This window comes from Pelagimonas sp. (genome assembly GCF_050633425.1).
Classification (GTDB): Bacteria; Pseudomonadota; Alphaproteobacteria; order Rhodobacterales; family Rhodobacteraceae; genus Pelagimonas.
Genome location: NZ_JBOEGM010000034.1, coordinates 151,100 through 172,189 on the forward strand (window position 1 = coordinate 151,100; position 21,090 = coordinate 172,189).

The window sequence follows — 21,090 nt, forward strand, 5'->3', positions numbered from 1 at the left end:
AAACAATGCTGAACGACATCTTTATCGCACCGTTTGCCGACATGATTGCGGCACCGGATTTCTTGCTTCAGGTGCTTTGGGAAGGGCTGGTTTCCGGCATTCTCTATGCACTGATCGCGCTTGGCTTTGTTCTGATCTTCCGTTCAAGCCGGATCTTTAACTTTGCCCAAGGCATCATGGTGGTGTTCGCCGCCCTGACGCTTGTCGGCCTGCATGCGATGGGCATTCCGGCCTGGATTTCGGTGGCTCTGACGTTGGGGGTTATGTTCGTTCTTGCGGTGAGCATTGAACGCATCGTGCTGCGGCCCTTGGTCGGGCAGCCTGACATTATCCTGTTTATGGCCACCATCGGCATCACGCTGTTCCTGATTGGCGGCGGTGAGATCATTTTTGGTGGCGAAAACAAGATCATGATCTCAGAAGAACTCGGCATTCCGACAGGGGATACCGTTCTGGAGCCTTGGGGCGGTCTGTTGATCTTACAACACCTTGATATCACGGTTGTTGTTGTGGCGACGGCCTTGGTTGCGGCGCTCTTGGCTTTCTTGAACTACACCCAGATGGGCCGGGCGATCCGGGCCTTGGGGGATGATCACCAAGCCGCGCTGTCGGTTGGCATCTCGCTGCAAACCGTTTGGGTTTTGGTTTGGTTCATCGCCGGTATCATTGCGCTGGTCACCGGCATCGCCTGGGGTGCACGGGCCGGGGTGAGCTTTGCCCTAGAGGTCATCGCTTACAAAGCCCTGCCGGTTCTAATGCTGGGTGGTTTGGAATCGATCACGGGTGCCATCATCGGTGGCCTTATGATCGGCATCCTCGAAAAGCTGTTTGAGATTTATTGGGGCCAACCGCTGTTGGGCGGCAACACCGAAACATGGTTTGCCTTTGTCCTCGCGCTCTTTGTTCTGCTGTTCCGCCCGCAAGGTCTCTTTGGTGAAAAGATTATCGAACGGGTCTAGCGCAGCGCGGGGCGCGCTGCACAGGATCCAAAATCGGGCGGGGCGTGGAGGAGCGCCCCACCCGACCCAAAGACTGAGACACAAGATACTAGAATTGGACGTGGAAAAACATGGCTAAACTGATTGCAATCCTGAACGTCGTGGCATGGTCCGGCTTCTGGTCTTTTGGATACCTCGCGCTGAGCGCAGGCACCGAAAACCCGAACCAAACCACCATCGCGGTCCTGCTCGCAGCAGGCGGGGCGGCGGTTGGACTTTGGGCATGGTTCTGGCTGGTGCGTCATTCCGAGGCAATCGGATACGCCAAACCCGCCAACCGCGTGCGCATCACCAATGAGGAGATGGTCTGATGCTTTACCGTACCGCTGGCCAGTTCAAGACCAGCTACAAATCTGATCAGGCGCTGTTCCCGATCAAACAAGACGCTTTTTTGTTGGGGGTTATCCTGCTCTTCGCGGTGGTGATCTTTCCACTGACGGCAAGTGAATTTACCTTTCAAACCATCCTGATCCCGATCCTGATCTATTCGCTCGCCGCGCTTGGGTTGAATATTCTGACCGGTTTCGCGGGGCAGCTATCGCTTGGAACGGCGGCGTTTATGGGCGTTGGGGCCTATGCCTGCTACAAGATGGTCACCTTGATGCCGTGGATGAACCCGATCGTTGCGATCTTGTTCTCGGGTGTCTTTAGCGCCGGGGTTGGGGTTGCCTTTGGTATCCCATCCTTGCGGATCAAAGGGTTTTACCTCGCGATTGCCACCTTGGCGGCCCAGTTCTTTCTGGTCTGGCTGTTTGAAAAATGGGCTTGGCTTTATAACTACAACGCCTCGGGCGCGATCCAGGTGCCTAACCTGAAAATGTTCGGTGTGTATATCGCCGGTCCTCAGGCAAGCTCGGTTGTGCAATATTTTGTGGTGTTGTTCATTGTCAGTCTGCTGACCATGGTCTGTATCAACCTGACCCGTGGCAACCTTGGCCGGACGTGGAAAGCGACACGCGATATGGATATCGCGGCAGAACTGATCGGCATCAACCTGATGAAATCAAAACTGACCGCCTTTGCTGTCTCGTCCTATATCGTTGGTGTGGCTGGTGCGCTGTTCGTCTTTATGTGGCGCGGTGCGGCTGAGCCGAACCTGTTCGACATCCCGCTAAGCTTCCGGGTGTTGTTCATCGCGATCATCGGTGGGCTTGGTTCGGTTATGGGCAACTTCTTGGGCGCGATCCTGATTGTTGGCCTTCCTGTTGTTCTCAACCTGCTGCCTGCCGCCTTGGGCATCCCGATTAGCTCGGCCACGGTTGAGCACCTCAATATCATGTGTATCGGCAGCTTGATCATCTTCTTCTTGATCGTTGAGCCACATGGCTTGGCCCAACTTTGGCGCCTGATCCGCGAAAAACTCATTATCTGGCCCTTCCCGCACTAAGCGGGGCGGACCACCCGAACCACCTGAATAGTTTCAATATTCGACATCAAAATCCATGGGAGGAGACAAGATGAAGACTTTTGCAAAAATGGCAGCGGCCGCCGTAGTGGCATCCGTTGTAGCCGGTGCCGCGATGGCCGAGGGCCTCTATACGCCAAACCTCAGCTACCGGACCGGCCCATTTGCGGCGACTGGTATTCCGCTGATGAATGGCCAGAAAGATTATATGGCGATGCTCAACGCCCGTGACGGCGGTGTTGGCGGCGTTGCGATTGACTTTGAGGAATGCGAAACCGGCTATTCGACCGAAAAAGGCGTTGAGTGCTACGAGAAAACCAAAGGCAAAGCAATTGTGACCCAGCCTTGGTCGACCGGTATCACCCTGCAGGTTCTGCCCAAAACCAACGTCGATATGATCCCAATCCTGGCTCCGGGCTATGGCTTTTCTCCGATGATGGACGGCAAAACCTTCCAGTGGGCATTCAACATGCCATCGGGTTACTGGGATGGTGCGGACATGATCCTGCAGTATCTACAGTCTCAGGGCGACCTGAAGGGTAAGAAAGTTGCCTTCCTGCACCTTGACCACCCCTACGGAAAAGAGCCTCTGCCGCTGCTGGAAGCCAAAGCCGAGTCAATGGGTTATGAGCTTCTGCCGATCCCTGTTGGTCTGAAAGAAATGCAAAACCAGTCGGCGCAGTGGCTGCAAATCCGCCGCGAGCGTCCTGACTATGTTGTCATGTGGGGCTGGGGGGCGATGAACGCCGGTGCCATCACCGAAGCGGTTAAAACCAAGTTCGACATGTCGAAAATGGTTGGCGTTTGGTGGTCTGGTCACGATGCCGATCTGGCAATCGTTGGCGACAAAGGCAAAGGCTACAAATCAATCAGCTGGTCCTTCCCTGATGCCGCATCCGGCGTTATGGCCGACATCAAGAAGCACGTTGTAGACGCAGGCCTGTCTGAGTCGAACGAGACAGAAATGTCGGGTGTTTTCTATGGTCGTGGTCTGGTTATGTCGATGATCTTGGCCGAAGGCATCAAGGTCGCTCAGGACAAGTATGGCGTTGCCGAAGTCAACGCAGAACAGCTGCGCTGGGGTCTGGAAAACATCAACATTACCGAAGAGCGTCTGGCCGAGCTGGGCATGTCCGGCATGGTTCCTGCCTTCTCGACATCCTGTGCAAACCACACTGGTCACTCTGGTGGTTGGATGCTGGAATGGGACGGCGCGAAGTTTGTCAAAGTGTCCGATCACCTGGCACCTGACACTGCGGCCTATGCTGACATCGCCAAGGCGAAAGCAGCCGAATACGCCGAAGCGAATGCGCCTTGGGCTGTAAACGAAGAGTGCGAAGGCTAATCCGCCTTTTCATCTCCAGCGGCGGCATGGTTCGCCGCTGGAATCCGCGACTTTTGCAAGAGAAGATGCCGCTATGCTAGACGCCGCAAAGACCGACGAGACCCTTCTTGAGGTCAATAATATCGAGGTGATCTACAACCATGTGATCCTCGTTCTCAAGGGCGTAAGCCTGAACGTTAAAAAGGGCGGTATCACCGCGCTGCTCGGCGGCAATGGTGCCGGCAAAACCACGACGCTCAAGGCGATTTCAAACCTGCTGCATTCCGAACGTGGCGAAGTCACCAAAGGCTCGATCATCTACAAAGGCGAAGGGGTTCAGGATCTGGACCCGGCGCAATTGGTCAAACGCGGTGTCATTCAGGTGATGGAAGGCCGTCACTGTTTTGAACACCTGACCGTCGAAGAAAACCTGCTGACCGGGGCCTATACCCGCAAGGCCAGCAAGGGTGAAATCGACGCCGATTTGCAGATGGTGTACGACTATTTCCCACGTCTCAAGGAGCGCCGACGTTCTCAGGCTGGCTATACTTCGGGTGGCGAACAACAGATGGTTGCCATTGGTCGCGCGCTGATGTCTCGGCCCGACACGGTTTTGCTTGATGAGCCATCAATGGGGCTTGCGCCGCAATTGGTTGAGCAGATTTTTGAGATCGTGAAATCAGTGAATGAAAACGAAGGTGTGTCCTTCCTCTTGGCCGAACAGAACACCAATGTGGCCCTGAAATACGCCCACTACGGTTATATTCTGGAAAATGGCCGCGTGGTGATGGATGGGCTGGCCGCTGATTTGCGCGAAAACCCGGACGTTAAAGAATTCTATCTCGGCGTGTCCGATGACGGGCGCAAGAGCTTTCGCGATGTGCGGTCTTATCGCCGCCGTAAACGGTGGCTTGCTTAACGCCGCCTGCTGTTTCGACGTCCAACTGACCCATAAACCCGAAGGGAGATCAAGCGTGTTCCGACGCTTTCAATTCAGCTATGCGCGCAAGAGCCTCTTCTCGGCTGTTGCGAACGTTGGGGCGGACGTCCTGACTTTCGGCGCGCATCCGAATGTCGGCTTTGGTTTCGCTTCCTGGGGCGTAGCGAATCGTGCCAAGCGAATGCGCTTTGTTCAACAGTTTGCCGCGATGGGCAAATTGGACCCAGGCACCGGGTTCGATGGTGCAGCCGTCGTAATTGATCAAAAAATACCATGTGTCGCGCCCGCTGGCGTCAATCCGTTTGTGGATATGGTCATAAAGATCGTTGACGTCCCGCGAATGGTACAAGGTAAAGCCCGAGAAATCAGCCTCAAGCAGGTCTTCTTCGGTGTTGAAGCTTATCCGGCGGGCAAGATCCTCTTCGGTATGGTTCGGCATGTTGCCAGACCGACCTTTGCGTCGGGATGGCAGCTTGGTGATCCGCGCAATGGCCGCTTCCCGATCACTCAACAAATTGGGGTCAAAGTGTTCAGTCTTGGCCGCGTCAGCGATGCGTTTGGCCGTTTCGAACGAGGCATCAAAGCGCACCGTTCCCATACTATGGGCAATATTCAGCGCCTTTGCGCGCGACGCATAGGCAGGCCACGCGCTTTGATCGATCTGCAGACCGTGCAGGTTGACAAGAAAAAACCAATGACGATGCCCCGATTGGGCAATGCTGTCTTCGATAAAATCATAGAACCGATTAACCACAGATTGATCACAGAAACGGAAGTCGGAAAAATCCGCTTCCAGAGTCTCCAAATCGTGGTGGAACCGCAATCTGTTCGCAAACTCGTCGGTCATGCTTCTCCTCCTCTCGTTCCGCAGTTGCGGCACTCTAGACGACAGAGGTTAGCAAGACCTTGTACTTCAAATGTAAATCAAAGTGACAGACGGAGGGTGGCATGAGCACCTATTTCGACGCCTCTGAAACCCGGAGCCAAGACGCGCGCGAAGCTGCCCAGCTTGACGCTCTGAATGCTCAACTGGCACGCAATGGCATGGATCCGGTTGGCTCTTTGGCCGATCTCGCGGGGCTGCCGGTTTTGCGCAAATCCGACCTTGTGGCCCGTCAAAAGGAACAGCCGCCCTTTGGTGGTTTGCCAGTGTCCAATCTAGCTCATGTCTTCCAAAGCCCCGGCCCGATTTATGAACCCGGTGGGGTCAGCCATGATTGGTGGCGTATGGGGCGGTTCTTGCACGCGGTTGGGATCAAAGCCGGCGATATTGTCCAAAACTGTTTTGGCTATCACCTGACCCCGGCTGGCATGATTTTTGAAAGCGGCGCGCGCGCGGTGGGGGCCGCTGTTTTGCCTGCAGGTATCGGACAAACCGAACTGCAGGCGCGCGCTGCCCATGACGTGGGGGTGACGGCTTATGCGGGCACGCCGGATTATCTCAAGGTTATTCTTGAGAAAGCCGATGAGCTTGGCCTTGAGCTGAAGATCACCCGCGCAGCCGTTGGCGGTGGCGCTCTCTTCCCGTCGCTCAGACAGTATTATGCCGATCGAGGCATCACCTGTTTGCAGTGTTATGCCACCGCCGATCTCGGCAATATTGCCTATGAAAGCGACGCGATCGAGGGGATGATCGTCGATGAAAACGTCATCGTCGAAATCGTTACCCCCGGCACGGGTGACCCTGTTGCCCCCGGTGAAGTGGGCGAAGTGGTTGTGACCACGCTCAACCCGGATTACCCGCTGATCCGCTTTGCCACCGGTGATTTAAGCGCCGTTATGGAGGGCATTAGCCCCTGTGGCCGCACCAATATGCGGATCAAAGGCTGGATGGGGCGTGCGGATCAGACGACCAAGATCAAGGGCATGTTTGTCCGCCCCGAGCAGGTTGCCGAATTGGTCGCCAAACATGACGATATCGCGCGGGCGCGGGTCGTGGCGTCGCGCGAAGGCGAAATGGATGTGATGACGGTGCGAATCGAAACCGGTGGTGGCGATACGGCTGTGTTTGAAAAGTCGGTGGCCGAGCTGCTTAAGCTTAAAGGCCGGGTTGAACTGGTCGAAATCGGCGGATTGCCGCGCGATGGGCTGGTGATCGAGGACGCGCGCTCCTACGACTAACATTCTGTCTTGCCCCATGCCTGACGGGGGTTAGGCTTGGGGCAGGAGGATTGTTTGTATGCGTATTTCCGTTACTTCTATGAGCGCGGCCCTGCTCTCGACCCTAGTCTCAGCCTTGGTCACAGTGTCCGGCACAGCACAGGCCGCAGGCGACGCGCTGGTGATTGGCAATAGCCAGTATGACACCATCCAGACCCTGTTTGGAGCCGACCGAATGGATGTCGCCGCCGAAGCGCTGCGCAACAAAGGTCTGGACGTTACCGAACTCCAAGACGCCTCATCCGACGAAATGCGTCTCGGCTTTGCGGATTTCCTGCAAGAGTTAGAAGAGACCGACAGCCCGGTGGTGATTTTGCTTGCCGGGGCAATTGTCCATGGGTCCTCTGGAGCTTATTTGCTTCCGGTGGGTGAAGGAGACGCGGCCGAAGCGGCACAGGTTTTGACCCGCGCTTTTCCCATTGATGCCGCACTGACCATTTTGGGCCAATATCCGGGGCGCGGTTTTCTTGTGCTGGGCGAAACCCCCGTCGACCTTGATCTGGGGGCCTATTTACAGCCTGGGGCAGGGCGGCTTGATCTGCCGTCCGGTGTGACCGCGATCCGTGGGGCGGCGTCGGATGTGGTGCGGTTTGCCTCCAAGGAATTAACACGACAAAACGCCAAGATCCTGTCAGCGGCCAGCGATTATGGGCTGGAGGTCGCCGGATATTTGCCGCGCGATTTGGTCTTGCTGCGGGATACCGAGGTTGTCATCGCACAACCCCTGCCTGTTGTGCCCAAGGTTGACCCGGATGCTGATGTCGAGGCGTGGCAAACTGCGCAACGTTTGGACAATGCCAAAGGCTATCAGGCCTATCTCGATAGCTTTGCGGAAGGGGCATTTGCCTCGGCAGCCAAACAGCGCCTCAAGGCGATTGAGACCGAACCTTTTTACAAACAACGCAGGGCCGAAGAGGCTTTGGGCCTGTCCCGTGATGCCCGCCGTAAAATTCAACGTGACTTGACCATTCTCGACTTTAATCCGCGCGGCATCGACGGCATTTTTGGCCCCGGATCACGCAAGGCGATTGGTCGCTGGCAGGAATCCATTGGCGATGCCCCGAGCACCTATTTGACCGCACAAGAGATCGAGCGCCTCTCAGAAGCAGCGGGCCTGCGTGCCGAAGAATTGGAGCAAGAAGCTCTCAAACGTCAGGCCTCTCAGGAAAGGGCGGATCGGGCTTTGTGGGCCAAGGTGATGGAGCAGGGGACCGAAGTGTCGATCCGCCAATATCTGACCAAATACCCCGATGGTTTGCACGCGGTTGAGGCACGTCGCCTGTTGCGCGCCATTGAAAAGCAACGCGGTGGGGCGGCGGCATCGGCGGATCAACGGGCGTGGAATGCCGCGCGTGAGGCCGATACGGTTGCGGCTTTGAATGCCTATTTGAAGGAAAGACCCGGTGGGGCCTTTGCGTCAGAAGCCAAGGCGCGAATTGCCGAGCTTAAGGTGCTGGCCAAGCGAAAACGCGACCGCCAAGCGGCGCTGAGTGAGGAGCAATCTTTAGGGCTCAACTCGGTCGCGCGCAAACTGGCCGAGTCACGGTTGGCCAATCTGAAAATGAACCCCGGCCCGGTGGACGGAAAGTTTGACAAACGCACCCGCGACGCCATCCGCAGATATCAGCGCGCGCATAGTTTGCGTGTTTCCGGGTTCTTGGATGAGCAAACGGTTGTTCAGCTTTTGGCCGGAACGCTGCTTGGCAGGTAAAGCGCAGCCGTAGCTGAAACAAGCCGATCGGGAAAGGCAGGCGCGCGTGCCGGGCGACGGCAAGGCGGCGCGGGCCTCTCTTTACAGAGGCTGCGCGCCGCTAAAATGGCCGCTATTCAAGCATGTCTATCATCTTGTCACGCATGACGAACTTCTGTGGTTTCCCTGTGATTGTCATGGGAAGTTCGTCGACGACCCGGATGTGTCGTGGAATCTTGAAATGAGCGATCTGGCCCTTTAGCCCATCTCGAAGGTCGTCTTCGGTCAGATCCATTCCGGGCTTGGCAATTGCCCAGGCACAGACTTCCTCGCCGAACTTTTCATCTGGAATGCCAAAGACTTGAACGTCGCTGACTTTTGGATTCCGCATCAGATATTCCTCGATCTCGCGTGGATAGATGTTTTCCCCGCCACGGATGATCATATCCTTCACACGGCCCACAATTGAGCAGAAACCTTCGTCGTCGAACACGGCAAGATCACCGGTATGCATCCACCCGTTCACAATGCTCTGGGTGGTTTTGTCTGTGTCCTCCCAATAGCCCTTCATGACGGAGTAGCCACGGGTGCATAGTTCGCCTTGGGTGCCGACGGGTACTATTTGCCCGTCCTGATCGACAATCTTGACCTCGAGATGGGGATGAACCCGACCGACCGTTTCGCAGCGTTTATCGGTGGGATCGTCCACTGAACTCTGGAAGGAGACGGGCGAGGTTTCGGTCATCCCGTAGCAGATCGTGACGTCTTTCATGTTCATCTCGGAGTTCACACGCTGCATGACCTCGACCGGACAGGGGGCCCCTGCCATGACGCCCGTGCGCATGTTGGACAGGTCACGCGGGGTGCCTTTGAGACTTTCAAGCATCGCGACGAACATGGTTGGCACCCCGTAGAGGGCCGTGCAGCGCTCGCTGGCCAGCGCATCAAGTGTCTGGGCCGCATCAAAACCTTCGCCGGGAAAGACCATCGTCGCGCCTTTGCTGACCACCCCGAGAACCCCCATCACCATGCCAAAGCAGTGATATAGCGGCACAGGAATTGCCAGCCGATCAGTCTCGGACAGGCAAATGCGATCCGTCACATAGCGCGCATTATTAACGATGTTGTAGTGCGAAAGCGTGGCCCCTTTGGGCATCCCCGTCGTGCCCGAGGTGAACTGAATGTTGATTGCGTCATCCGGCGTGAGTGTCTTGTCGATCTCTGGAATGCGGAGTTGCTGGGCCGGACCGCCCAGGTTCCTGAGGTCTTTAAAGGAATAGGCCCCAGCACCCGGTTGGTCGTCCATAATAATGACGCTGCGCAGATTCGGCAATTTTGGTGCGCGCAGACGTCCCGGTTCGCACTCATCAAGCTCGGGAGCAAGGTCCCGGATCATTCTAGTATAATCAGAGGACTTGAAGGATTTGGCCGCGATGAGGGCTTTGCAGCCGACCTTGTTCAACGCGTATTCCAGCTCAGCCAAACGATAGGCTGGGTTGATGTTCACAAGAACCAGCCCGACACGGGCCGTCGCAAATTGTGTCAGAACCCATTCGAACCGGTTGGGGGACCAGATCCCGACCCGATCCCCCTTTTCCAAGCCGAGCGCCAGCAACCCGGAGGCCAGTTCATCGACGGCGCGGTCCAGATCGTAATAGCTCATCCGAATGTTTTGGTCCGAGAAGACGGCGGCCTCTCTGGGACCAAATCTCGACACCGCATCACGCAACAGCTGTGGGATGGTAATATAGGCCAATGGTGGGCTTGAGGGTCCACGGACATAGGATTGGCCGCCCTGCGGAGCAACGGTTTGCGGGGCCGCTTCGGTCTTGGACCCCCAATCAGATATCCGGGTCGCCAGGCTTTCGCTCAGGATTGACATGTTGAACCTCCCTTACATGTTGCGCCATTCGCTTGATTTCTCAAAGGCATCTGCCGCTTGGTAGATCTTCATCTCACCATAGTGCGGCCCGACCAACATCATGCCGATGGGCAGACCTTCGCTGAGCCCGCAGGGTATGCTCATCGCCGGCAACCCACCGTTGAAGGGGGCCGTGTTGGGCACCATTTCAAAGGCCCGCTGCACATAGAGGCTAAGCGAGCAGTCGGCCGGTGGATGCTGTTGCGGCTTGATCGGCAGCGTCGGCATCAGTAGCAAATCGTATTGTTTGAGCGCAGCAAGATAGCGTTCGTTGCAAAGCCGCATGATATTCTGGCCCTTGCCATAGAACCGCCCTCGGTACTGTCGCTGAAAATGCTCACCCACGAACATGCAGGCCTTGAGCGAATGGCTCAGCTCATCCGCGCGGCCCTGCCATTGCGCCATATGGTCGGTCATCGAGGGCAGGAAAAGGCCTCGGTAATTGGTGCCGGTCGAATTGCCCCACATCATCCCGTCCTGGAGCCCCTCCAGGGTAATCGCCGTCCAGGCATCCATGGCGGTATAATGCTCGGGAATGGAAATTTCTTCGACACGGGCGCCAAGTTCACGAAAGCGATCAGCGGCTTGCATCACCTTGCCATCCACGTCGGCTTCCGAGTTTGCATGGCCGAAGCCTTCCTTCAACAGGCCGATCCGCATCCCATGCGCCCCCCGGCCAAGTGCCTCGGTATAACTGTAGACCGTCGGCTTGTATTGGCGCGGATCAAGGCCGTCTTCGCCTGCTAAAACCTCCAAAAGCAAGGCATTATCGGCCACTGTGTTGGTCACTGGCCCAAGATGGTCGATGGTTTGTTCGATCGGCATCGCACCGGTGTAGGGCACAAGCCCATGCGTGGGTTTCATCCCGTATACGCCACAATTGGAGGCCGGAATGCGGATTGATCCACCTTGATCGCCCGCGATGGCCATATCGACCTCACCCGCCGCCACAAGCGCCGCTGAGCCACCAGACGAGCCGCCCGCCATGTATCCGCGCTTCCAAGGATTGTGGATCGGCCCCTTGGCATTGGTGTGCGAGCCCCCCGAAAGGCAGAAGTTTTCGCAATGCGCCTTGCCGGTGATAATTGCCCCCGCATCGAGCATCCGGGTCACAATGGTGGCGTCAATCTCGGGCGTATAACCTTCCATGATCGACGAGCCGTTCATCATCGGTACACCAGCCAGACAAATCGTGTCTTTGAGCGCGATGCGCTTGCCACGCAATTTGCCATCCGGTGCGCCGCGCACTTCGGTTTTCACGTACCATGCGTTCAAAGGGTTTTCGGTCTGGCTTGGGAAATGGCCGGGGTTGCGCGGATAGCGCACCTCGGGCAAGTAGTCCGGCATTGCATCCAAACGGTCATAGGACTGCATATAAGGTTCGATGATCTCGCGGTATTCGTTCAGGTCCTCATCCGACAGGTTCATCCCGAACCGGCTGGCCATGTCACGCATCTGCGAAAGTGTTGGTCGTTTAACGGTCATGTTGGTCACCATGCTTGCGGCAGCCAGTTTCATTGCGGGTTCTGCCTGGGATTTGGGAGATGTCTGTGTGGCAGGCTGAGCGGTGGGATGCCCGCTGGCTTGTCCACGGGTTGAGCGAGCCGCACCGAAACCGAGGAACTGATCGACCTTGGCCTGATCGGACAGATCGGCTTTGCTCAGCTCGCCGGTCATGCGGCCGCGTTCAAGGATGAGAACCCGGTCAGAGAGATCGGAGATGAAGTCGAAGTTTTGTTCGACAAGAAGGATGGAAAGCCCCCGGCTCTTGCGCAGGGCCAACAAGGTTTCGCCCATTTCTTCGATGATTGAGGGTTGGATACCCTCGGTCGGCTCATCAAGAAGCAGGAAATCTGGGTCGCCCATAAGGCAGCGGGCAAGGGCCAGCAATTGTTGTTCGCCGCCGGACAGCGCACCACCCTGGCGATCAAGCAACGACCGCAGGCGTGGGAAATCCGAGAGCACGGCGTCCATGACATCGCGTTCGGATGCACCAGCATAATCATGCCAGGCGAACCGCAGATTGTCGCGAACCGTCAATTGCGGGAAAATGCCCCGCCCTTGCGGAACATAGCCAAGCCCCAGACCGGCGCGCTCAAAGGGGGGCATCCCGGTGATGTCGGTGGCATGAAACCTGATCGTTCCCGACCCGGCAGGCAGAAACCCCATGAGGGTCTTGAGAAGGGTGGTCTTGCCCATGCCATTATGGCCGAGAATGCCAACGACTTCGTTTTCGGCGACCGCGAATTCGATCCCGTGCAGGATCGGCACTTTGCCATACCCGCCCGAAATTCCTTTGACTTCGAGGACATGTGTCACGTCGTCATTCATCTCAGCTCTTCTTTCCAAGATAGACATTGCGTACGGTAGGATCGGACATGACGCGATCAACGTGATCTTCCATCAATACTTTCCCCTGATGGAACACCGTCACCTTCTCGGCAATTGAGCGAATGAACTGCATGTCATGCTCGACGATGATGATCGCAGCGGTTTTATTGAGCTCATGGATTGTGCCGGTCATCCGCTCAACGTCTTGCGCGCTCATACCCGCTGCCGGTTCGTCTAAAAGCACCAGCCAAGGGTCCCCGACAGCAACCAGAGCAAGTTCCACGCGTTGGCGTTCCCCATGGGCCAGCCGCCCGAGATCGTCTCGGGCAATCGCGCCCAAGGCCAGACGTTCGATGATGTCCTGTGTCTTTCTGTTGGCGGTCGAGGGATCGTGAAACCGCCGTGCCGCAAGCCAGATGTTTTCGAAAACGCTCAGGCTGTCCATGACGTTGGGCGTTTGTGTCTTGATCCCGACGCCAAGCGACGCGATCTGGTGCGGCATCCAATGCGTGGTTTCCACTCCGCGCATAAACACTTCGCCTTCGGTCGGGGTTTGCAGCCCTGTCACGCATTTAAAGAACGTGGATTTTCCGGCCCCGTTTGGGCCAATCAGACAGCGCAGCTCTCGTGCGCGGAGTTTGAAGTCAACGTTGTCGGAGGCGACCACGCCGCCAAAGCGCATGGTAAGCCCATACGTTTCAAGCACAGTTTCAGCCATTGACCCGCCCCCTGTTTCTCATTCGCCGTTGTTGATGAATGCGCCCAAAGGGGCGGCGGCCAAAGCTCACCGTCCACAAACCGGCCAGTGCTGGCACGATGCCTTTGGGCAGGAAAAGGACAAAGAGCACAAGGATCAGGCCGGTGATCAGTGTGTTATCCACCATAGTCTGCTGGCCCAGAAGGAACTTTAGATAGGCCAATCCGGCGGCCCCAAGGATCGGCCCCAGCCGCGTTCCCAGACCACCAACAATGCACCAGATGATGATTTCGGCCGATTGGCCAAGCGAAAATAAGCTGGGCGTTACAATCTCGGCCCAGTTGGCAAACAACGCCCCGGCCAACCCGGCAATGGCCGCGCCGACGGCAAACAGAACGGTTTTTCTGGCCCGGACATCGTATCCCATCAGCGACATGCGGGTTTCATTTTCGCGAATGCCGACGGCGATACGACCGAAACTTGATCGCAGCAGGGCAGACACGAGGAAGACGACCAATCCGAGCAAGACCGCACAGACATAGAAATAGGCGTCACCCCAGATGTAGTCGTCAGGACGACCGGGGATGTTCAAGGTCTGGAAGCCGGGGATGCCGTTGAACCCGCCCAACCGCGCGTTTCCGATCACATATTGTGGCCCTGCGGTGGAATTGATGAACTTGAACAGGATCAGTGTCACGACCAGCGTGATGACCCCAAGATAGACGTCCGTGAGCCGCCCATAGAACATCAAGGCCCCCAAAAGCGCCGCGAAGACTGCCGGAACCAGAACGGCAAGGATCATCGGAACCGTGCTTTCACCGATGTTGATGGCGGCGATGGCATAGGTATAGGCCCCCAGCCCGAAAAACGCCGCTTGGCCAAAGCAGAGGATGCCGCCGAACCCCCAGATCAGACCAAGGCTTAGCCCAAGCATGCCGTAAACAATCAAAATGGTGAGCGTGTAGGTGCCGATCATCAGCGGCATCACCCAGATCAGAAATGCCGAAACGAGGATGATCGTGATGGCGTCTTTTGTCAGGGTCCCGGGCATCACAGGTTCCCCTTGAAAAACTTGCCCGTAATGCCTTGCGGCAGCAGGCGCAGGAGGACGACCGCGGCGACAAGCAACGCAACTTCACCGATCACGGGTGAAACGGCGAAGGTGAAAACCTGATTGACGATACCAAAGAACCCGGCACTTGAAAAAAGGCCTGCGATCAGGGATGGCCCGCCCGCGATCACGGTGATGAAGGCCTTGGCGATGTAAGCCCCACCCGATGTTGGCACGAGGCCAACCAATGGAGCCAGAACAGCCCCGGCCAATCCAGAGAGGGCAGAGCCGCAAAAGAAGGTCGCCATGTAGATGCGATCAGGGCTGTACCCCAGCGCCGCGGCCATATCAGAGCGTTGCATCGCACCGCGTGCGATCAATCCGGCGCGTGTGGCCTTTAGGATCAAACGTATCCCAATGAGCAGCAGGATGGCGATCACGATGATGAAAAAGTTGTACCCATTGATCTGATAATTCCCGATGGCAAAGCCGGGAATGGGAGTCGAAATTCCGGTCGTCGTATTGCCAAAGATCATGGTGGCCAGACCAATGAAGAACAGGCTCAGCCCCCAGGTGGCCAACATGGTATCAACCAGCCGCCCGTAAAGATGGCGGATGACCAGCCGTTCGACCACAAGCCCGATCAAGCCGACGACAATCGGTGCAATTACCAGCATGGCCACAAAGATATTCACGCCAAGGTTCACGGCGGTGATGGTCGCGTAGCCGCCCATCATCATGAACTCGCCATGGGCGAGGTTGATCACTTTCATCATACCAAACACGACCGCAAGCCCAGCACTGATCAGGATCAGCGAGGCGACCGCATAGAGCATTTCAACAAGAATAACGACGGATAAGTCCATGAGAGCGAGTTTCCGTTGGCAAGAAAGGCGGCCCAACTCTGGGCGTGCAGGGCGGGTTTGCCGCCCTGCCAAAATCTGGGGGAGATCAGATGGCGATTTCGTACTGTGTGTTGTCGTTCGGATTGGCAGATAGATCGCACACAGCCTGCGTGTCGATCGGCTGGCGCTGCGGCAGCGTTTCGACAACCTTCATTCCCTGATTTTCGATTTCCATGATGTGAACATCCAAAACCGCGTGGTGCGTTTTGGGATCAACCGTGACTTTGCCCGCCGGGCCTTCAATCGACAGGCCTGTTTCCAGAGCCGCAATCAAGGCATCGCGATCCATCGAGCCTGCCTGACGTAGGGCTTCGGCCCAAGTCAGCACACCTTGATAGTTCGACACGGCGATCTCATGGATCAGGTTGCTGTCACCATAGGCGGCTGCCCACCGTTCCTTGAACGCGTTGTTCGCCGGGGTGTCGAGTTCCTGACTGTAGTTGTAGGCGACCATGATCCCGTTGCCTTCTTCGGGCGTCAGAACCTTGTGTTCGTTGCCAACACCCAAAGTGGTCGACGCCAGCGGAATACGGTCTTTCATACCAGCGGCGGCCCATTGACGGAAGAACGACAAATGTGCGCCGCCGACGAGCGGTGCAATCACCAGATCGGGGCCGACTGATTGAATTTTCGCGATGGTGGACCCAAAGTCGCTCACATCCAGCGGGAAGAAGTCGACGCCCACTGTCTCACCGCCGTTGTCGGCCACGAATTTTTGAATCCAGCGTGCGGTGATTTGGCCATAGTTGTAATCGGCGGCGAGAATGTAGACTTTCTTTCCCGACTTGCCCATGGCGTAAGGGACAAGCGCCTCGACCTGCTGGGCAGGTGTTACGCCGTTGATAAAGATGTTCCGATCACAAACGCCGCCTTCGTAAAGCACGTTGTAGAAATACGGTGTCTTGGTCTTGCGCATTGTCTGCCGGATTGCCTCACGCGATGCAGACAGAATGCCACCATGCACCACATCAACTTTGTCCTGACGCGTCAGTTGCTGGCCGTATTGTGAATAAAGCGCCATGTCGGATTGGGTGTCATATGCGACAACCTCGACCTGCTTACCAAGAAGGCCTCCGGCTGCGTTGATCTCGTCCACAGCGAGGCGCATGGCCATGTCCATCGGCCGACCATAGGCATCAAATATCCCCGAGCTATCAAGGATAGAGCCCAGTTTGATCGTGTCTGCGGCCATTGCCACGCGGGGCAGAACGGAGGCCCCTGCAAGAGCAGCCGTGCTGGCCAGGAAGTTGCGGCGGTTCAGTGTCATATCGGTTTCCTTCCTCATGTCGTTTGTGTTGGATGCGGGACGGCGTTTGCGTCACGTGTCGGTTTTGGGTTTGTCTTTGATCCGGTTGGCATAATCAGCAGTTCGGCCCGCCAGATTGGCATCGAAATCAAGCCCGATGTCTTCGCCCATCTGTTTCATCGCGGGCAAGCGCACGGCCATTCCAAGAATTTGATCCATGGCCGCCCCGAACGCGCCATCAACGCCTGCGCCCGGACCACCGGTGCCGCCAGAACCAGTACCAGCGCCAGTACCAGCACCGGAGATTTGGTTGATCCTGATGGAATCGATCTTCTCAACCGGCTTCATCATCTGCGTCATGATGTCAGGCAGCCGGTCGAGTTTCCGTTCTTCCAGACGCATCCGGATTACAGCATCCCCAAGCGTGTTTTCGGCCTTGTTCAGGGCGATACGGCCAGCGGCTTCGGCCTCCATACGCGCGCGCTCAGCGTCGCTGGCCTCGGTTTTCGCAGCGGCATCTGCCTTGGCTTTCTCAAGCAGTGTTTCGACATCGCTCTTGACCTTGGCACTTTCGAGCTCAAGTTCTTTTTCCTGTCTCAGGTGGGCGATTTCACCTTCGCGTTCTGCGATGGCCCGCTCCTTCTGCGCCTGAACATGTTCCGCTGCCAGAATGACCTTGGCCCGAGCCTCTTCTTCTTCCGCGCGCGCTTGGGCTTCCGTTGCACGTTTCCGGGCAATCAGAATATCGTTGTCGATCTTTTCCTCTTCGAGGGTGCGAATGGCCGTCATCTCGGTCTTGCGCAGCGCCTCGTCGCTTTCAACTTGCGTCGCCTTTAGCCGTTTTTCATTCTCGATCCGGGTGGTTTCACTGGCGAGCTTGGCGGCGTCGCGCACACTATCCTCGCGCGATTTGGCTTCCGCTTCGAGCTTGGCCAGGTGTTCTTGCTGCGCGATCTCCGCTTCGCGTTCTTCACGGCGCAATGCGAGTTGCCGTTGATGTTGCGTGAGGTGGCATTCGCGAACAGCGACGTCCGCCTCTGTTTCGATGCGAATACGCGCCTTGCGCTGCTCTGCAACCAGCTCGGCCAACTGACGCATTCCTTGGGCGTTGAAGGCGTTGTTTTCATTCCACTGGCTCAGGTCGCTTTGATCAACTGCAATCAATGAAGCCGACACCAAGGTTAACCCCAGTTTCATCGCCTGCGCTTGGATCGCCTCGGCCACGTCCGAGGAAAAACCGGAACGATCCAGATGGATGTCTTCCAGCGTCCGAGCGGCGGCCGCGCGTTGAATTGCATCGACAAGAGACCCCGCAAAAACGTCCTTTACCGTTTCGCCGCCCCTGGCAATCCGCGGGCCCAATGCCTGCGCTGCGGTCGAAATGCCGTCCTCGGTTGGATCTACGCGCAGTTCAAACTCAAACTGGACATCGGCCCGCATCTTGTCTCGTGTCAAAACTGCGTCGCGACCTTCACGGCTGATGCTGAAAGTCAGCGCCCCCATGGATACTTTCTGGACCTGATGCAGAATGGGCAGAGACAGGCAGCCACCGTCGGTGACAACACGGCGCCCCCGAAAGCCGGTTCTCACCAGCGCGGTATCCAAAGTCGCCTTTGCGTAATATTTTTGCAGAAACCAAATCGCGATCAGCGCGACAACAACCAGCAGAACCAGCAGGATAACCCAAGCCAAGGCAATTCTCCCCATGTGATCAATCGTCGGACGTGCGGTCCGCGACCCATTCGTTCGGTAAACCGTGGGGGAATTTAATTTCCAATTCAAGTAAATAATTTGAATGGGAAAGTATTTTTGGCTAACTTATTGTTTTACAGCTCTTTTATGACCTCAAATTGGAGGCCGCTGGCGCGGGCTAGGTAGATTGGTGCCCGCTCACTCTTGTTGGACGGTGAGAGTTTTCTCCCGCTTTTGTGAATCACTGGCAGAGCATCGGAAAAGCTGTGCTCGCGCCAAACTGTTGCGTGCCCTTGCATCAGTCCGGCCAGGAAATGAACCCCCTCATAGGTTGACTGACCCAATGCGTTTAACGCCGGGGCCTGATCGCCATGGACGCGGTAGTATTTTTCTTTGAAGGCCGCGTTTGCATCCGTCGGCAGGGCCCCGAAGTATGACGATGCCGCGAACATTCGCTGGCTGTTTTTCGCACCGCAGCCAAGCAGACCGTTCTCTTCGATGGCACAGGATAATCGCACCATGCGGTCATGCAACTTTGCCTTGCCGAATGCCCGGTTGAAGGCGACGGCATCCTGACCAACCAGTGAGATCAGCACGGCCTCGGCGCTTGTTTTGGCAATCTCTTCGACAAACCGGCTCATGCTTTTTAGGCCGAAGGGAAGGTATTTTTCATATGCCAGTCCAACTGACATTTCCTGAAGTTTGGCTTTGGCATAACCATGTGACGTTCTGGGCCACACATAGTCGTTGCCAATCAGAGCCCAGCTTCGAGGCCGGTATTCATTCTGAATATGCGCCATCGACGGGCCGAGTTGCTCTTGTGGGGTTTCACCTATGGCAAACAATCCGTCGGTTCGTTCCCCCCCCTCGTAGAGCGGCGTATAGATGTAGGGGATCCGTTGTCGGACAACCTTGCTAAGACGTTGACGGATCGCGCTGATATGCATGCCGACAATGGCATCAATTGAGTTCGTTTCGATCAGGTCGTTGACAGTCTCTTCAATCGAAATGCTCGCCTCCATGGCGGCGTCTATCATGATGAGTTGCACTTTGCGGCCATCAATGCCGTTTGTCCGGTTCAGCTCCTCGACAGCGACTTGAGCACTTGAGATACAGGACGGGGCCCAGAGGCCCGCAGCACCACACAAGGGAATAAGGAGGGCGATCCGATATGTTCCCTTGCTGCGCAACACTGGATCATCGCGCAGTTCCTCAATTTCTGTTGGAACACTTGGTAGCGTGGTCAAAGTAGCTCTGCCCTTCCAAGGCGGATCGGGAACCGCTACATACCAATTGATTTTACTTTCCAAGTCAATTAAATTCTGATTGTCATAAACTGGTGCCCCGATGAACACGAGCTCCCCCCCCATCCAGAACTATCTGTCGTATGCTCTTGCTGCGGCACATCGAAAGATGTCGACATCACTCAACGCCCGTCTGAAACAACACGGCATTCAGATCGAGGCCTGGCGCATTCTTGAAACGCTGGAGGCAGGCGAGCGGCTGACGATGGGGCAACTTGCCGATGTCGTGCTGATGAATCCTCCGACGCTGACCAAACTGGTTGATCGGATGGTGTCTGATGGTTTGGTTCACCGGCAGATTGCGCAGGTTGACCACCGTCAGATCAATGTTCTTCCCACCGCTCTTGGCAAGAAAAGGATGCTGCAAATCCGACAAGAAGTGCGAGAACAAGATGCGGAGTTTCAATCTTTGATTGGAAAGGACGAGGCCGACAAACTCATCGAAATGCTCCGCGAAATGGTGCAATAGGTCTCATTCGGTTTGACCAAGTTCCACACACTCGGACGTTAACGCTTGTCGCCCCAAATGGATCACTATTTGAGAAAGTGTTGGCCGCTTATCGGAACGAGGCAATCAACACTCCGATCACGTTTGCCGACAAAGTCAGGGCAGGGAGCAGGTCAACTTCACTGGCCCCAGTCTACGGCTAAGAAGAGCTACGAACCCGATGCGATCTCTCGCCCACGTGTCGCGCAAGACGGAAACGCCCACACCACCGAGATTCGACACCGATGACAATAGATTTCCCGACTGGACTTGTCGGATGAGCGGTTTGCCTCCAATCTGATCATCGGACGTCAATCAATTACACGTAATTCAATTTGCGCTCCGTCGGGCAAATCTTTGATCGCCAATGCCAGATCGCCTGAATGCCCGATCAACTCCTCTAGTGGTGCGGTACGTATGTTGGACGTATCATACCGGCCACCCAGCACACCCGGAATAACCAGATAGTAAGCCCTGTGCGCTTTCAAACGGCCTAAATGCTTGCGAGCAAGTTCAACTACATTGGACATTTTCCAATCCTCCTGAAAGTCTTCACTGTTAACTCGTTGGAGGTAGGCTTGCCGGTTCTCCGCCACCACTTCGCATGTCAGTTCTTCCGGACAAATCCGCCAATAGTTTTGCTTTTCATCCAAAACCAGGAAATTTCCAAACTCATTGCGTCCTAAAATTTCGATAGCTTTTAAGCCGGTCCACCCCCAGTGTTCGTTTATTTTTCTAAGAATACTCATCACCCAAATCATCCCACTTTTGATGAGTTGAATATCGCGGAGGTCGCAACGCTCCTCAAGACCATTCGTCCCGCGTTGCCGACCTTCGACACGAGAAATCACTGATTTGACCCACCAAACTTGTCGGATGTCGGCAGTGAGCCCACATTGACGAATGTTGCGACCTGTATGAATGGCTGGAACAGGATCT

18 protein-coding genes are annotated in these 21,090 nt (G+C 56.2%); 8 read left to right on the plus strand and 10 right to left on the minus strand.

All coding sequences use genetic code 11. The annotated features are described in order from the left end of the window. Positions 1-5: 5 nt before the first annotated feature. From ACRBB0_RS23680 to ACRBB0_RS23700, 5 genes are all read left to right on the plus strand, one after another. Positions 6-959 (plus strand): branched-chain amino acid ABC transporter permease, encoded by a 954-nt coding sequence (locus ACRBB0_RS23680; RefSeq protein ID WP_431376945.1) that lies wholly within the window; start codon positions 6-8, stop codon positions 957-959. Positions 960-1,069: 110 nt separating this feature from the next. After that, positions 1,070-1,309, plus strand: coding sequence for a hypothetical protein (locus tag ACRBB0_RS23685; protein ID WP_431376946.1), 240 nt, complete (start codon positions 1,070-1,072; stop codon positions 1,307-1,309). Further along, the gene (locus ACRBB0_RS23690) at positions 1,309-2,385 is read left to right on the plus strand and encodes a branched-chain amino acid ABC transporter permease (RefSeq protein ID WP_431376947.1); all 1,077 of its coding nucleotides are present in this window, start codon (positions 1,309-1,311) and stop codon (positions 2,383-2,385) included. Before ACRBB0_RS23685 ends, ACRBB0_RS23690 begins: the two co-directional genes overlap by 1 nt. Positions 2,386-2,455: 70 nt before the next feature. Beyond that, entirely contained in the window at positions 2,456-3,748 is a 1,293-nt protein-coding gene (locus ACRBB0_RS23695; protein ID WP_431376948.1) for an ABC transporter substrate-binding protein, read from the plus strand. 73 nt (positions 3,749-3,821) lie between these two features. After that, complete coding sequence (locus tag ACRBB0_RS23700; protein ID WP_431376949.1) at positions 3,822-4,646, plus strand: ABC transporter ATP-binding protein; 825 nt, start codon at positions 3,822-3,824, stop codon at positions 4,644-4,646. Between the two features lie 49 nt (positions 4,647-4,695). Here the strand turns inward: ACRBB0_RS23700 and ACRBB0_RS23705 are convergent, their stop codons facing one another. Next, on the minus strand, positions 4,696-5,514 hold the full coding sequence (locus tag ACRBB0_RS23705; RefSeq protein ID WP_431376950.1) for a hypothetical protein: 819 nt from the start codon (positions 5,512-5,514) through the stop codon (positions 4,696-4,698). A 101-nt stretch (positions 5,515-5,615) separates the two neighbouring features. On the opposite strand from ACRBB0_RS23705, the gene ACRBB0_RS23710 reads away from it, so the two are divergent. Both ACRBB0_RS23710 and ACRBB0_RS23715 read left to right on the plus strand, forming a co-directional pair. Then, positions 5,616-6,788: a phenylacetate--CoA ligase family protein gene (locus ACRBB0_RS23710; protein ID WP_431376951.1), complete on the plus strand. Its 1,173-nt coding sequence runs from the start codon at positions 5,616-5,618 to the stop codon at positions 6,786-6,788. Positions 6,789-6,846: 58 nt separating this feature from the next. Beyond that, on the plus strand, positions 6,847-8,538 hold the full coding sequence (locus tag ACRBB0_RS23715; protein ID WP_431376952.1) for a peptidoglycan-binding domain-containing protein: 1,692 nt from the start codon (positions 6,847-6,849) through the stop codon (positions 8,536-8,538). A gap of 112 nt (positions 8,539-8,650) precedes the next feature. On the opposite strand, the gene ACRBB0_RS23720 is transcribed toward ACRBB0_RS23715, so the two are convergent. The 8 genes from ACRBB0_RS23720 to ACRBB0_RS23755 all read right to left on the minus strand — a co-directional run bounded on the left by ACRBB0_RS23720 (position 8,651) and on the right by ACRBB0_RS23755 (position 19,607). Next, positions 8,651-10,399 carry an AMP-binding protein gene (locus ACRBB0_RS23720; protein ID WP_431376953.1) on the minus strand — a complete coding sequence of 583 codons (1,749 nt, stop codon included), beginning with the start codon at positions 10,397-10,399 and terminating at the stop codon, positions 8,651-8,653. Between the two features lie 12 nt (positions 10,400-10,411). Continuing rightward, positions 10,412-12,769, minus strand: a complete 2,358-nt coding sequence (locus tag ACRBB0_RS23725; protein ID WP_431376954.1) for an amidase — start codon at positions 12,767-12,769, stop codon at positions 10,412-10,414. A gap of 1 nt (position 12,770) precedes the next feature. Then, entirely contained in the window at positions 12,771-13,487 is a 717-nt protein-coding gene (locus ACRBB0_RS23730) for an ABC transporter ATP-binding protein (protein ID WP_431376955.1), read from the minus strand. Continuing rightward, on the minus strand, positions 13,480-14,517 hold the full coding sequence (locus ACRBB0_RS23735; protein WP_431376956.1) for a branched-chain amino acid ABC transporter permease: 1,038 nt from the start codon (positions 14,515-14,517) through the stop codon (positions 13,480-13,482). Before ACRBB0_RS23735 ends, ACRBB0_RS23730 begins: the two co-directional genes overlap by 8 nt. Beyond that, positions 14,517-15,383 carry an ABC transporter permease subunit gene (locus tag ACRBB0_RS23740; RefSeq protein ID WP_431376957.1) on the minus strand — a complete coding sequence of 289 codons (867 nt, stop codon included), beginning with the start codon at positions 15,381-15,383 and terminating at the stop codon, positions 14,517-14,519. Before ACRBB0_RS23740 ends, ACRBB0_RS23735 begins: the two co-directional genes overlap by 1 nt. 85 nt (positions 15,384-15,468) lie before the next feature. Then, positions 15,469-16,689, minus strand: a complete 1,221-nt coding sequence (locus tag ACRBB0_RS23745) for an urea ABC transporter substrate-binding protein (RefSeq protein WP_431376958.1) — start codon at positions 16,687-16,689, stop codon at positions 15,469-15,471. Between the two features lie 51 nt (positions 16,690-16,740). Then, on the minus strand, positions 16,741-18,360 hold the full coding sequence (locus tag ACRBB0_RS23750) for a flotillin family protein (protein WP_431376959.1): 1,620 nt from the start codon (positions 18,358-18,360) through the stop codon (positions 16,741-16,743). A 134-nt stretch (positions 18,361-18,494) separates the two neighbouring features. After that, positions 18,495-19,607, minus strand: coding sequence for a substrate-binding domain-containing protein (locus tag ACRBB0_RS23755; RefSeq protein WP_431376960.1), 1,113 nt, complete (start codon positions 19,605-19,607; stop codon positions 18,495-18,497). A 166-nt stretch (positions 19,608-19,773) separates the two neighbouring features. Here ACRBB0_RS23755 and ACRBB0_RS23760 point away from each other — a divergent pair, with 166 nt between their 5' ends. Then, positions 19,774-20,133 (plus strand): MarR family winged helix-turn-helix transcriptional regulator, encoded by a 360-nt coding sequence (locus tag ACRBB0_RS23760; protein WP_431376961.1) that lies wholly within the window; start codon positions 19,774-19,776, stop codon positions 20,131-20,133. A 329-nt stretch (positions 20,134-20,462) separates the two neighbouring features. Here ACRBB0_RS23760 and ACRBB0_RS23765 read toward each other — a convergent pair. Next, positions 20,463-21,090, minus strand: a 628-nt coding sequence (locus tag ACRBB0_RS23765; RefSeq protein WP_431376962.1) for a T6SS immunity protein Tdi1 domain-containing protein, incomplete at its 5' end; no start/stop codon positions are given.